16 protein-coding genes are annotated in these 12,782 nt (G+C 43.4%); 6 read left to right on the top strand and 10 right to left on the bottom strand.

The annotated features are described in order from the left end of the window. Nucleotides 1-188 precede the first annotated feature (188 nt). From era to rplI, 4 genes are read right to left on the bottom strand one after another with little or no spacing between them, the layout of a single operon-like run. Nucleotides 189-1,091 carry a GTPase Era gene (gene era / locus F8L24_RS05840; RefSeq protein WP_294953049.1) on the bottom strand — a complete coding sequence of 301 codons (903 nt, stop codon included), beginning with the start codon at nt 1,089-1,091 and terminating at the stop codon, nt 189-191. Nucleotides 1,092-1,111: 20 nt separating this feature from the next. Then, the gene (hslU, locus tag F8L24_RS05845) at nt 1,112-2,440 is read right to left on the bottom strand and encodes an HslU--HslV peptidase ATPase subunit (RefSeq protein ID WP_294953051.1); all 1,329 of its coding nucleotides are present in this window, start codon (nt 2,438-2,440) and stop codon (nt 1,112-1,114) included. Nucleotides 2,441-2,491: 51 nt separating this feature from the next. Further along, on the bottom strand, nt 2,492-3,022 hold the full coding sequence (gene hslV, locus F8L24_RS05850) for an ATP-dependent protease subunit HslV (protein ID WP_294953054.1): 531 nt from the start codon (nt 3,020-3,022) through the stop codon (nt 2,492-2,494). Between the two features lie 2 nt (nt 3,023-3,024). Next, nucleotides 3,025-3,468 carry a 50S ribosomal protein L9 gene (gene rplI / locus F8L24_RS05855; RefSeq protein ID WP_294953057.1) on the bottom strand — a complete coding sequence of 148 codons (444 nt, stop codon included), beginning with the start codon at nt 3,466-3,468 and terminating at the stop codon, nt 3,025-3,027. A gap of 113 nt (nt 3,469-3,581) precedes the next feature. On the opposite strand from rplI, the gene F8L24_RS05860 reads away from it, so the two are divergent. Together F8L24_RS05860 and F8L24_RS05865 are read left to right on the top strand one after the other, a co-directional pair. Next, nucleotides 3,582-5,543 (top strand): M3 family metallopeptidase, encoded by a 1,962-nt coding sequence (locus F8L24_RS05860; protein WP_294953061.1) that lies wholly within the window; start codon nt 3,582-3,584, stop codon nt 5,541-5,543. After that, entirely contained in the window at nt 5,544-6,062 is a 519-nt protein-coding gene (locus F8L24_RS05865) for a hypothetical protein (protein WP_294953064.1), read from the top strand. Between the two features lies 1 nt (nt 6,063). Here F8L24_RS05865 and F8L24_RS05870 read toward each other — a convergent pair whose 3' ends face one another. Together F8L24_RS05870 and F8L24_RS05875 are read right to left on the bottom strand one after the other, a co-directional pair. After that, complete coding sequence (locus F8L24_RS05870; RefSeq protein ID WP_294953067.1) at nt 6,064-7,422, bottom strand: argininosuccinate synthase; 1,359 nt, start codon at nt 7,420-7,422, stop codon at nt 6,064-6,066. A 54-nt stretch (nt 7,423-7,476) separates the two neighbouring features. Beyond that, on the bottom strand, nt 7,477-7,815 hold the full coding sequence (locus tag F8L24_RS05875) for a thioredoxin family protein (protein ID WP_294953070.1): 339 nt from the start codon (nt 7,813-7,815) through the stop codon (nt 7,477-7,479). A gap of 114 nt (nt 7,816-7,929) precedes the next feature. On the opposite strand from F8L24_RS05875, the gene F8L24_RS05880 reads away from it, so the two are divergent. Together F8L24_RS05880 and pdxA are read left to right on the top strand one after the other, a co-directional pair. Continuing rightward, nucleotides 7,930-8,712: a pyridoxine 5'-phosphate synthase gene (locus F8L24_RS05880; protein ID WP_294953073.1), complete on the top strand. Its 783-nt coding sequence runs from the start codon at nt 7,930-7,932 to the stop codon at nt 8,710-8,712. A 93-nt stretch (nt 8,713-8,805) separates the two neighbouring features. Next, nucleotides 8,806-9,729 (top strand): 4-hydroxythreonine-4-phosphate dehydrogenase, encoded by a 924-nt coding sequence (gene pdxA / locus F8L24_RS05885; RefSeq protein ID WP_294953076.1) that lies wholly within the window; start codon nt 8,806-8,808, stop codon nt 9,727-9,729. Nucleotides 9,730-9,762: 33 nt separating this feature from the next. Here pdxA and F8L24_RS05890 read toward each other — a convergent pair whose 3' ends face one another. Together F8L24_RS05890 and F8L24_RS05895 are read right to left on the bottom strand one after the other, a co-directional pair. Continuing rightward, a complete protein-coding gene (locus tag F8L24_RS05890) occupies nt 9,763-9,990 on the bottom strand; it encodes a hypothetical protein (RefSeq protein ID WP_294953079.1) in 228 nt (75 codons plus the stop codon). Further along, nucleotides 9,987-10,628, bottom strand: coding sequence for a tetratricopeptide repeat protein (locus tag F8L24_RS05895; protein WP_294953082.1), 642 nt, complete (start codon nt 10,626-10,628; stop codon nt 9,987-9,989). Before F8L24_RS05895 ends, F8L24_RS05890 begins: the two co-directional genes overlap by 4 nt. A gap of 96 nt (nt 10,629-10,724) precedes the next feature. On the opposite strand from F8L24_RS05895, the gene msrB reads away from it, so the two are divergent. Continuing rightward, the gene (msrB, locus tag F8L24_RS05900) at nt 10,725-11,120 is read left to right on the top strand and encodes a peptide-methionine (R)-S-oxide reductase MsrB (RefSeq protein ID WP_294953085.1); all 396 of its coding nucleotides are present in this window, start codon (nt 10,725-10,727) and stop codon (nt 11,118-11,120) included. A 42-nt stretch (nt 11,121-11,162) separates the two neighbouring features. Here the strand turns inward: msrB and F8L24_RS05905 are convergent, their stop codons facing one another. Then, nucleotides 11,163-11,969, bottom strand: a complete 807-nt coding sequence (locus F8L24_RS05905) for a hypothetical protein (RefSeq protein ID WP_294953088.1) — start codon at nt 11,967-11,969, stop codon at nt 11,163-11,165. Nucleotides 11,970-11,971: 2 nt separating this feature from the next. Beyond that, nucleotides 11,972-12,247, bottom strand: coding sequence for a phosphomannomutase (locus F8L24_RS05910; protein WP_294953091.1), 276 nt, complete (start codon nt 12,245-12,247; stop codon nt 11,972-11,974). 47 nt (nt 12,248-12,294) lie between these two features. On the opposite strand from F8L24_RS05910, the gene F8L24_RS05915 reads away from it, so the two are divergent. Then, nucleotides 12,295-12,738, top strand: a complete 444-nt coding sequence (locus tag F8L24_RS05915; RefSeq protein ID WP_294953094.1) for a GatB/YqeY domain-containing protein — start codon at nt 12,295-12,297, stop codon at nt 12,736-12,738. Nucleotides 12,739-12,782: the final 44 nt, after the last annotated feature.

Genomic DNA, 12,782 nt, shown 5'->3' on the forward strand with positions numbered 1-12,782 from the left:
ATATTAAACTTCCTTGTTTATTGACCAATTATATATGTTATAATATTAAAATTATCTTACAAAGTTATGTTTATTCAAAAAAATATAACTTTTTTTAATTATTTATCATATAAATAGACATGTGGGAAGTATTTTAAACAGATATTTTGTCTTTTGTCCAGGCAATTGGCCGCCACTGCACAAAAATGTTAAACAATATAGCCAAATTCTTCCAGGCTTTCCCTGTTTTTGCTCCATCCTTTTTTTACAGAGACATGGAGGTCCAAAAATATTTTTTTCCCTGAAAAAAATTCCATTTGCTCACGGGCCATCTTGCCTACGCGTTTGATACCTACACCTTTTTGTCCAACGATCATACCCTTTTGTGTCTCTTTTTCTACCACGATCGTTGCGTATACTCTGTCCAGGGTATCACTTTCTTCTATCTTTTCTATGGTCACATCACTTTCGTAGGGGATTTCATCGCTGAGATTTTCAAAAATAGATTCACGAATCAGCTCTTTATAGATATCCCGGATATTGTCAGTCGTCAATATCTCCGTGTCATAGAGATACGGTGAATAGGATAAATGTTTGACAATTTCATCCAGTAGCTGTTTTTTGCCTACTTTCCGGTTGACGGAAAAAGGAATAATAGCTTCAAATCTGTCCTGATATTTCTGGTACTCTCCAAGCTTTTTAAGAATATCCCCCTGCTTGACATGGTCCATTTTGGTAAGCACAACGATATGTTTGGTGTGTTTGCTTTCATTCAGTGCCAGGAATTTTTCATATTCAGTCAGTTTGTCTGTCACCGGTGCCAAAAAAACAATAAGATCGGCATCTCCCATCGCTCTGAGCGCTTCATCGAGCATGAACCTGTTCAACAGTCTTTCTTTTTCATGAATACCGGGTGTATCTACAAAAATGATCTGGGCATTCTCATGCATCACAATAATATTCATCCGCTTTCGGGTTGCCTGTGCTTTTTTGGAGACCATTGCCAGTTTTTCCCCTACCACATAGTTAAGCAGTGTACTCTTCCCTGCATTGGGTCTTCCGACTACTGCGACAAATCCCGCTTTTGTATTTTCCTGTCCGTTGTTAAACATTGTTTTTCCCATTCCTGATTTTACAGAATATATCTGGTTGTATCTTCATCTTCAACTACCTTGCCGATCTTTTCTTTGACCAGTGCTTCATCGATAACAACAGTCTCTCCGGCATGTTCATCCGCTGAAAAGCTGATCGCTTCGAGTATTTTTTCCATGACCGTATGCAAACGCCTGGCACCGATATCTTCCGTTTTTTCATTTGCCATGAGTGAAAAGTGTGCTATGGCATGCAGTGCCGCATCTTCAAACTCAAGATCTACCTTTTCTACTTTCATCAGCGCCTGATACTGTTTAATAAGTGAATTTTTCGGCTCGGTCAAAATTCGATAAAGCGTTTCTTCATTCAAAGAATCGAGCTCGACCCTCAGAGGGAAACGCCCCTGCAGTTCGGGAATGAGATCACTCGGTTTGCTCAAGTGGAAGGCACCTGCTGCAATAAAAAGAATATGATCTGTCTTGACCGGCCCGAGTTTGGTAGGCACGGTAGAACCTTCTACAATAGGAAGCAAGTCCCTCTGTACCCCTTCTTTACTTGGATCCTGTCTGCCCTGGGAATTGGAAGGTACTGCGATCTTATCTACTTCATCAAGAAAGACAATGCCGCCTTTCTCTACTTTTTCCAGTGCCATTTCCTTCAACTGTTCTTCATCCAGCAGGGTATCACTCGCTTCCTGTGAGAGGATCTTTTTAGCCTCTTTGACCGTAACTTCTTTTTCGGGTCCCTTCTTCCCCATACCGCCAAGTACTTTGACGATCGATTCCTGTACCTGTATCATCTGGGGAGGCAGGCCCTCTTCGGGAAGCTGCGGATTATTCGGCATGATCACTTTAATTTTGAGATGGTCCAGTTCGCCTCTGGAAAATTTTTCCTGCATTCTGACAAATGAAGCATCATACTCTGCCTGTTTCTGTTCGCTCGCACCGGCAGGAAGAGGAGGAAGCAGTTTTTCAATGATCTTGTTCTCTATATAATTTTCTATCTTTTCTTTATTCTTCTCATTCTCATCTTCACGTACGATCCCCATGGCTGTCGCAGCAAGGTCCCGTATCATCGATTCCACATCACGTCCGACAAATCCGACTTCGGTGTATTTGCTTGCTTCAACTTTGATGAAGGGTAAATGCATCATTTTAGCCAATCGTCGGGCGATCTCCGTTTTTCCCACACCGGTACTTCCTATCATCAAAATATTCTTCGGTGTGACATCCTGCTGCATCTCTTCATCCAGCTGCATACGTCTGTAGCGGTTTCTCAGTGCAACTGCTATGGTCTTTTTCGCATCATCCTGTCCAATAACGTAATTGTCAAGATGTAAAACGATCTCTTTTGGTGTCAAGTTATCCAATTCAAAATTCCTTTTTTCTTCTTCGCAAAGCGGACAGTCATCTGCCCTGCCCTATAACTCTAATATTTTTATATTTTTGTTTGTGTAGATACAGAGATCACCGGCTACCTCAAGTGATTCCTGTACCAGGACCCTGGGTTCAAGATCGGTATGCTTTTCCAAAGCTCTTGCTGCTGAAATAGCATAATTCCCTCCGGAACCTATCGCTGCGATCTTTCCGTCCTGCGGCTCCACCACATCTCCTGTACCCGAAAGAATAAAAATATGTTCTGTATTCAGTACAATCATCATTGCTTCAAGCTGTCGCAAATGTTTGTCTTTCCGCCACATTTTTGAAAACCCGATGACCGATTTGAAAAGATCTCCGCGTTTTTCCGCAAGGATCCCCTCGAACATATCGAACAAATTAAAAGCATCCGCTGTACTGCCGGCAAATCCTGCCAGGATCTTTCCTTCATAAAGGGTACGTATCTTGGTAGCATTGCTTTTAAGTACCGTATTCCCGAAAGTTACCTGTCCATCTCCCCCGATCACTGCTTTGCCATCCGCTTTGTACCCCAGTATCGTTGTCGCGTCAAACATACTTAGACACCTACTACTTCCACTTTCAGTTTCGCATGGATCGCATGGCCGAGTTTGGCATCTACTTCATGGATACCTGTAGATTTCAGTGCTTTTTTCAGATTGATGTGTTTTTTATCCAAGTCGATACCCAGTTGCTCCTTGATCGCCGCAGAGATATCGGCATTGCCGACTGACCCCTTGATCCCTACCGGTGCAGACTGTTTTTCAATGCGAATGGTCGCCGTCTCAAGCACTTTTTTTTCTGACTCAAGACGTGCAACCTCTTCTTTGAGCTCTTTTTCCATTCTTGCCTGCTCCGCTTTCCAATTCTCTATTACTTCGGCAGTTGCCAGTTTTGCCAGCCCTTTGTTGATAAGAAAATTCTGTCCGTAACCGTCCTTCACCTCTTTGATCTCACCGGCTTTTCCAAGTGATTTTACCTCTTTTATCAATAAAACTTTCATTCTGTCATATCCTTTGTGATAATAATGATATATTTTATCTAAAGTTTGTTAATACTATTAACACGTGATGTGATACAATCACACAAATTTATTAACAAACGGATACTTAAACAATGTTTCAAACCTTTCATATAGAGAGTCTGGATACTTTTCCAAAAGAACTCGAAACACTTCTTGACAGACAAAGAAGCACCATAGAAACGATCACAAAAAGCAGAAAAACAGACTATGCAGAGATACTTAAACCCCTGCAGGACATGGACGAAGAACTGGCACTTTTTTTTACCCCGCTCTCCCATCTCAATGCGGTTATGAATTCTGATGCTACACAGAAAGCCTATGAAGCTTCCATCCCCCTGCTCTCAAAATTCTCTTCTGAGATCGCACAGAATGAAGCCCTTTTTCACAAAATGGAAAAGATCATTGCCACAGAAGAAGAGGCTCAAACTGTTGTCCGGAACGAAGTAAGAGATTTTGTACTCTCCGGCGTCAAACTTCCGCACGACCAAAAAAAACGGATGGAAGAAATAAGTCTTCAACTCTCAGAACTTTCCAACAGCTTTTCACAGAATCTGCTTGATGCCACCAATGCCTATGAGCTTATTATTGAAGATGACAAAGATGTAGAAGGCATGCCGCAGAGTGATATAGATGCAGCCAGAGAAGAGAAAGAGGGAAAAACCGTCTACAGATTTACACTTCAGCTCCCCAGTTATCTTGCCTATATGACTTATGGCCCGAACAGAACATACAGAGAGGAACTCTCCAAGGCATACAGTACCCGTGCACCCCAAAATGCAGACGTCATAGACCATATCCTTGTTCTCAAACAGGAAAAAGCCAAAATGCTCGGTTTTGACAATTATGCCCAGTATGCACTTGAGACACGTGATGCCGACTCCCAGGAAGAAGTACTCTCTTTTCTCAACGATCTGGCAGATGCGGCACTTTCTCAGGCAAAAGAAGAGATTTCAGCATTAAAATCCTATGCCAAAGAAACCGATGATATCGATGATTTCAGTACGTATGACATGGCTTACTACAGCGAAAAGCTCAAAAAAGAAAAATTTGATTTTGACGATACCATGACAAAACCCTATTTTGAACAGGAAAAAGTACTGCGTGGTATGCTTGATATTGTTTCTGAGCTCTTTTCTGTTACATTCACACCTGCTGATGTACCGACATGGCATCATTGTGTCAAACCCTTTGATATTTACGAGAACGGTATGCTCTCCGGCCGTATCTACTTCGATCTTGAAGCACGCAAAGAAAAACGCGGCGGGGCATGGATGAATGACTGGGAGACACATTTTACCGATAGCAGGAAAAAAAGTCATCTTCCTTCTGCTTTCGTAGTCTGTAATTTCGCACCACCGTCAAACACTTCACCTTCTCTCCTTCGCCATGATGATGTTGTCACCCTTTTTCATGAAATGGGACATGCTATCCACCATCTTTTCGGAAAATGCCATGAACGATCTGTTTCCGGCATTAATGGAGTAGCTTGGGATGTAGTCGAATTTCCTTCCCAGTTTTTGGAAAACTTTGCGTATGAAGCAGCCATACTCAAACGTTTCGGATTTCATTATGAAACAGGCGAAAGTATTTCCGAAGAGCTTCTCTCAAAGATCAAAGAGACCAAGAATTTTCAGGCTGCACTGGGCATACTCAGACAGGTTGAATTTTCCCTTTTCGACTTTCAGCTGCATCAAAAGCTCTATCAGGGTGAGGAAGTACAGGCACTGCTTGACCGCATCAGAGAAAAAACTTCTCTCCTGAAAACACCGGCTTATAACAAATTCCAGCATGGCTTTGCACATATTTTTGCCGGAGGATATGCTGCGGGGTATTACAGCTATAAGTGGGCAGAAGTTCTCTCCGCAGACGCTTTTTTTGCGTGTCTTGACCAAAAAGAAGGCTTCAACAAAGAACGTGCCAAAGGCTACAAGGAGTATATTCTTGCCAAAGGAGGCTCAAAGGAGATGCGTGAACTTTACCGGGAATGGCTCGGACGCAAAGCAGAAGTGCAGAGCCTCCTGAGACTTTACGAGATCGGTTCTCAGGAGAAATAAATGAAAGAGTACAGTTACCTGATCGTCATTATTGTTGCTATTTTTGCCATCACGCTTGCCGGTGCCTATTTCAGCCCTACTTTTGAAGAAGAGAAAAGCTTCATGGAACTTTTCTTTCTGTTGGGGAGTTTACTGTTTATCTTCTCGGCCCTTGTCATTTTCGCGACGATCGGCTTTGGTTCTTTTGCCATTTATGCAGCGATCTTCCTGGCTGCTGTCATGGGTATGTACGGTGTAGAAGGTGCCACGCTTGTCACAGGCGTGACCTATGTTACCTGGGGTTCCATCTTTGCCATGCAGGTGCTGCTTTTCTACCACCATCTCAGAAGTGCGACAGACTGGTTCAAAAAACGCTATACCTTCAAAGCATTCAAAAAAGAATACATCGCCTTCTATCCGATGTTATGGATTGCATATTTTTTTCTGGAATTCATTCCAAGTATTGTGTACAGAGAAGATTTTTTGAAGTTCATACCCTCAAAAGCCTTTGAGGATATGAAGGAGGTTTTGGACAGATAAACTATTTGCCCTTTGACTCGTTTTTAGGTGTTTTGGTATTGCCAAACCCGAAGAAACGCTTGATTCGCTCACAAATCGTCATGGAACCGGTTTCTATTCTGCATACTTCAACTTCATCGTACCCACCGATAAGCGACTTAATGCGCTCTGGCTGCTTTTTACCTTCAATAATAAACCTAAGTGCATTCAGGCGGATAAAACCTTCTGCATCTTTCTGGTTGTATACCTCATCGGCTTCAAAAGTAGAATGCTCTTCAGAATAGAGAGAAAGATCCGACTTCCTTCCTACCACGATCACATTTCCTTTGTACAGTTTCAGTTTCACTGTGCCCTCTACGTTTTCCTGTGTGGCATCGATCGCAGCCTGGAGCATTCTGCGTTCTGCCGACCACCACAGTCCGTTATAGATAAGTTTGGCATATTTCGGCATCAATTCATCTTTCATATGTGCCTCTTCTCTGTCAAGTGTGATCGATTCGATGGCTCTGTGTGCCTTAAGCATGATCGTACCACCCGGTGTTTCATAACATCCGCGTGCCTTCATTCCCACCATACGGTTCTCAACGATATCGATACGTCCGATCCCATGTTTTTTACCGTAGGTGTTAAGCGTTTCAAGAATTTCTGCCGGACTCATCTCTTCACGGTTAACCGCAACAGGATCACCTTTTTTGTACTCAATGGTAATATACTCCGGTTCATTCGGTGCCTTCTCCGGACTGACAGACCAAAGCCACATATCCTCCTCGGGTTCCGCATAAGGATTTTCAAGATGTTCACCTTCATAGGAGATATGCAGCAGATTGGCATCCATAGAGTATGGTTTAGCCTGTCCTTTTCCGTCGATATCTATGCCGTGTTCTTTCGCATAGGCCAAAAGTTTTGTACGCGAATTAAGATCCCATTCTCTCCATGGGGCGATCACAGTGATATCAGGATCGAGTGCAAGGTAACCGAGCTCAAAACGTACCTGGTCGTTTCCTTTTCCTGTCGCTCCGTGAGATACAGCATCAGCACCGGTCTGATGTGCAATCTCAATCTGCTTTTTGGAGATAAGCGGACGGGCGATGGAAGTACCAAGCAGATATTCGCCTTCATAAATGGCATTGGCTCTGAACATCGGGAAAACAAAATCTTTCACAAACTCTTCTTTGAGATCCAATATAAAGATATTCTCGGGTTTAATACCCATATCAAGTGCTTTCTGGCGTGCCGGCTCCACCTCTTCACCCTGCCCGAGATCAGCAGTGAATGTCACTACTTCACACTCATATTCATCCTGCAGCCATTTTAGGATAATGCTTGTATCAAGTCCACCGCTATATGCCAGTACTGCTTTGTTGATCTTTCTTTTTGCCATGCTATCAGCCTTTAAAATAAAATTATCGCGATTTTAGCGTAATATTGGTTAATACTACACAAAACCGTATTTTTTCAAAATGATATCGAGTACCGGTTTTTTGTAGGCTCCTGTATGGCGGAATACTTCATGGCCTGCAGCATCGAAGAAAATCTGTGTCGGCATTTCTTTCAGCCTGTAGATATCCCGGCTGACCTGGCGTTCTTTCTGCCCATCAATCGCATATATCTGGTATTTTACATGTTCTTTCAGCACTTCTGCGAAGACTTTTGACATGGCAATGCAACTGTAGCAGTGACTCATTCCAAAGGCCAGGATAGTCGGTTTTCCGTTGCCGATATTGTGTTTAATATCAGCATACTGACTAACCGGAAGCGGTTTTTTTTCTGACATTTTCACTCCAAAAAACACTATTTTCCCGATTATACAAATCCTATCTTAAAAACTTTTGCTATAATCGAACGCATACATCAGTCAAACTCAGAATGACGAACAAAGGAAACTGCCATGTTATTGGGTGTCAACATCGACCATATCGCTGTCCTCAGAGAGGCCAGAAAAATTGCCGATCCCGATCCGCTGGATGCACTGGGCATTTGCAAACGTGCCGGTGCGGATCAGATCACCATTCATCTGCGTGAAGACAGACGTCATATGCAGGACAGTGATGCCAAAAACATCATCACACTCTCAGCCCTGCCGGTAAACCTGGAATGCGCTATTGATCCGGGCATGATCGATATTGCCTGTAAGCTCAGACCCCACCGTGTGACCCTTGTACCGGAGAAACGTGAAGAAGTCACCACGGAAGGCGGTCTGGCTGTCACAGGAGAACAACCCAAACTGAAAGAAGCTATCAAGCGTCTCAAAAAAGCAGAAATAGAAATTTCACTTTTCATAGACCCTACCCTCGATGCGGTTAGAGCCTCTGTCGATCTTGGGGTGGAATGGATCGAGTTCCATACCGGCAAATATGCCAATATTTATGCCATGCTTTACAGCAATTTAGGCAAAACCCACCACAGTATCCCAGAACTCGAACTTTCCCGAAACATACTCAAACAAATGCTCGATGACGAATTGCGAAATCTGCGCCTGCTCAGCTGTGATGCCAGAGAACTGGGCCTTCGTGTCGCTGCCGGGCACGGACTCAATATGCAAAACGCTAAAGAAATCGTCGAGATAGAGACTATTGAAGAGTTGAATATAGGCCAAAGCATCATCGCACGTTCCGTCTATGTCGGACTGGAACAATCCATCCTGGACATGAAAGCTCTGATGATAAGATAACAGTGTGCAGGATACTGTCCCCTGACGGTACCTTTCATATGAAAAACAAGATGGGTGCTGTGGGGACACAGCACCCGATAACAAGGCAGAAAAATGAAGAAAGTTGCCATCAGCATCGGTGACCTCAACGGCATCGGTATTCAACTTGCTCTGGAGAACCACCACGCCGTCTCCGAACTCGTCGAACCGGTCTACTGTATTGACAGAGAAATGCTCCTGCAGGCATCCGAAAAACTGGGCCTGCCTGTCCCAAAAGATTTCCAAACCATAAAAAGCGTCGCCCCGGCCTTTGAAATCGAAGCGGGAAAGATCAGTGCAGAAAGCGGCAGATATGCCTATGAATCTTTCAACAAAGCAGTCATCATGGCGGATATCAAAAAGGTTGATGCCGTCTGCACCCTGCCCATTCATAAAAAAGCCTGGGAACTTGCAGGCCTGCGATACAAAGGCCATACGGATGCGCTGCGGGATTTTTTTAATGCCGAAGCGATCATGATGCTGGGCTGTCCCCAAATGTATGTAGCACTTTTTACAGAACATATTCCGCTGAAAGAAGTGGCTCCAAGCATCAAAGAAAAAGAATTGACGCGTTTTCTTATTGATTTTTACCAAACGGCGAAGCCGGAAAAAACCGTTGCCGTTCTGGGCTTGAATCCCCATGCCGGTGATGACGGCGTACTGGGGGATGAAGAGAAGATCATTCAAAAAGCTGTTGATACAGCAAACAGCCATTGCCAAGGAGGGAACATCCCGGCCTACTCGAATCCTTTAGTACCTGATGTCGCGTTTACACCCAACACAAGAAAGCATTATACACACTATGTTGCCATGTATCATGACCAGGGACTGGCACCATTGAAAGCACTCCATTTTGATGAGGGGATCAATGTTTCTTTAAATCTGCCTATCCTGCGTACTTCAGTAGATCACGGAACAGCATTTAACATCGCTTACAAAGGAATGGAATTAAACAGCCTGAGCTATTTGAATGCGATTCAATATATTGTAGAAACGTAGGGTGCGTGTTTACGCACCCTACGCGGGAACCCATCAACAGAAAAGACTCGGCTCAGCCTCATCATACACGATCTCGCATGCTTCATTCATCATCGCACAAAGCTTTTCCTGGCAGCAATGGCATAAAAAACGGTAGTTCTGCATATCATAATGAATGGTATCTCCCTCATGCAGATCAGCATAGCACTCGCCGCAGACATTGGTCACACGAAGCAAAATTTCTCTGCTTGCTTCCTGAGTTACAAAACAGGCACTGCTCATTTTTCTCCCTCCAGTTCATTCATCATCTTTTTAGCTTCAGACAGGCTGCTGTCAAGTTCATACGCTTTGGTATAATTCTCCAGGGCTTCTTCCTTTTTTCCCATGTCATACAGAGTGTTGGCATAGTTGAAATAATGCGGTGCATACTTCGGGTCAAGAGCAATAGCTTTTTGATGATGGATAACCGCATTTTCATCATCGCCCAGTTTATGCAGGACATTGGCCAGTGAATCTTCTGCCAGATCATCATTTGCATCCAGTGAAAGAATCTTTTCATAACTTTCTCTGGCTTCATTGAAGTTTTCAAATTCGATCTGAAGATATCCGTTCCGTCTTAACGCTTCAATATTGTCCGCATCGATGATCAATGCAGACTGGATCGCTTTGCGTGCTTCAAGCATATCACCTTGCTTCACAGCATCATCTGCCATATGCAACAGTTCTTCCATACGTGTCGGCCGGCTTTCCGGTGTTGAAAATATTTTGTCCGGACGGTTGACTCCTCCTATCTGTTCATTGGGGAGTTTGGCTTCAAAATCAACCCCTCTTTTCGGATAGGAACCTGAAAAAAGCTGTTTGAAAAAGAAGTAAAATACTCCCCCGGCAACAATAAGAAGAAAGAGTTGAAAGGTTGTCATAAAATCTCCCTCAATAGATAATGAATCATATGATAATCTAACTTAAAAGCAAAGATATTCTGCTATGATACTGCCAAAAGCAACAAAGGATCATCAATGCCATACAGGATCAAACTCAACAGAGAAGCACTCAAAGAAACACTTACGCCTCTGGAGTACAGCGTTTGTCTGAACCACGGTACCGAAGCTCCTTTTCAAAATGAATTCTGGAATCATAAGACAGAAGGTATTTATCACTGCAAATGCTGCGATACACCGCTTTTCAGCTCTGAAACCAAATTTGACTCAGGTACCGGGTGGCCAAGCTATTTCAAACCGGTCAGTGATGATGCCGTCGAGGAGATAGAAGATGCATCTTTGGGAATGGTACGTACTGAAGTCCGATGTGCAGCCTGCGGTTCCCATCTCGGCCATGTTTTCCCTGACGGCCCTGCACCGACCCATCTTCGATACTGTATCAACTCTGCTTCTTTGAATTTCGAACCAAAGTAAATATGAGAGAGTCAGGGCATGCAGGTGTCCTTTTCTATACGCTTACCATCCCTCCGCCATATCTGTCAGTTCATAGCCTGCCTGCCGGCGTTTTTCAAATATTTTTTGGAAATTTTCAATATTTTCTGCTGTTTCAAATCCCTGCTTTTTCTCATTTCGGTATTTTGAAAAAACTGCCATCCAGCGCCCGAGTGTAAATTCAATATTGGAGATACGATATCCTTTTTCCCAGTACTGTCTGATCATCTTTGCCATCATATACCAGCTGGAACGTATGGTCAAAGCCTGCCCTTTGTACTTTCCGCCTTTGGCAAAAATACCCGTATAGCGCCCTTCTCCATATTCGATATCTATCAGATCATATCCCATTTTCCAACGTTTATTTACTGCCGAAACAAAAGCATCAAGGGTTTTTCGTCTTTCATAGGCCTGATTGGTAAAAGGAGTGTTCTTTTCGAAAACCACCAGCCATTTGGCCAGACCGTGTTCTATATTCGTTATATAATACCCCTCTTTCCAATATGCATTGAGAATATTGTCAATGGCTTCCCATCGCCCTGCTACCACATACGTCTGATGACTTTGGAGGGATGCTTTGTCAAACACAGCGATCCAGTGGCCGTTACCGTATTTGATCTCGTCAATATCATATCCTTTTTGCCACTCTGTCCGGATGATCTTTCTCATCACATTGAGATACATCGTTGTTTTTATGACCTGTGCCGATCTTCCCTGATCAAACACCCCGATATATTTATACTCCGATGCAGCATATCTCGCATCTTTAGCCTGTACCATACCTGTTGCTGCCAGGATGATCAGGATGATCAGTTTCAGTCTACGTTTCATTATTACCTCTTTCCCTGCTGTAACTGGGCAGCGACCCTGCCGATCTCTTTATCCATTTCTTCTCTGGTATCAAAAATGAAACTGTATTTCTCCTCATCCCCAAGATAGAGAAAGATACCAAATCCCACTATCTCCACTTTCCCTTTCGACTCTGTATCGAGCCATTCAAGACTCACCTGTGTTGTTTCATCTTCATAGCCTGTCCTGATCACCCCTGCCGGATAGAGCTGTGTGATCTTTTTTGTGTCAAACTGTTTCTCTTGTATCGTAATTATCATACAAAGATTATAGTATAATTGCATTAAATATAATGCAGGAGAATAGAATGAGTTTAAAAGAAAGAATTAAAAATGATATAAAAGAGGCAATGCGTGCCAAAGATACAGCCAAAAGAGATACGCTGCGAAATATTCAGGCTGCTGTCAAGCAAATTGAAGTTGATGAGAGAAGAGAACTGAGCGATGCGGATGTCGAAGCGATACTCATGAAATATCTTAAACAGCGAGAAGATGCCAAAACACAGTTTGCAGATGCCGGACGTGACGATCTTGTCAGCAAAGAAGAAGCGGAGATCATCCTTGTCAAAACCTACCTTCCCGAACCGATGAACGACGAAGAGCTCGAAGCCATCCTGAAAGAGATTATTGCCAAAACCGGTGCCCGGAGCATGAAAGATATGGGGAAGGTGATGGGTGCTGCAAAAGCTGAAATAGGCAGCCGTGCAGACGGCGGACGGATCAATGTTATCGTTAAGAAAATACTTTCTTAAGTAAATACCCGGATATATCCTGCTTATATCCGGGTATGCAATTT

Origin of the sequence: Sulfurovum sp. (assembly GCF_015493435.1) — a bacterium.
In the GTDB taxonomy this organism is placed as follows: Bacteria; Campylobacterota; Campylobacteria; order Campylobacterales; family Sulfurovaceae; genus Sulfurovum.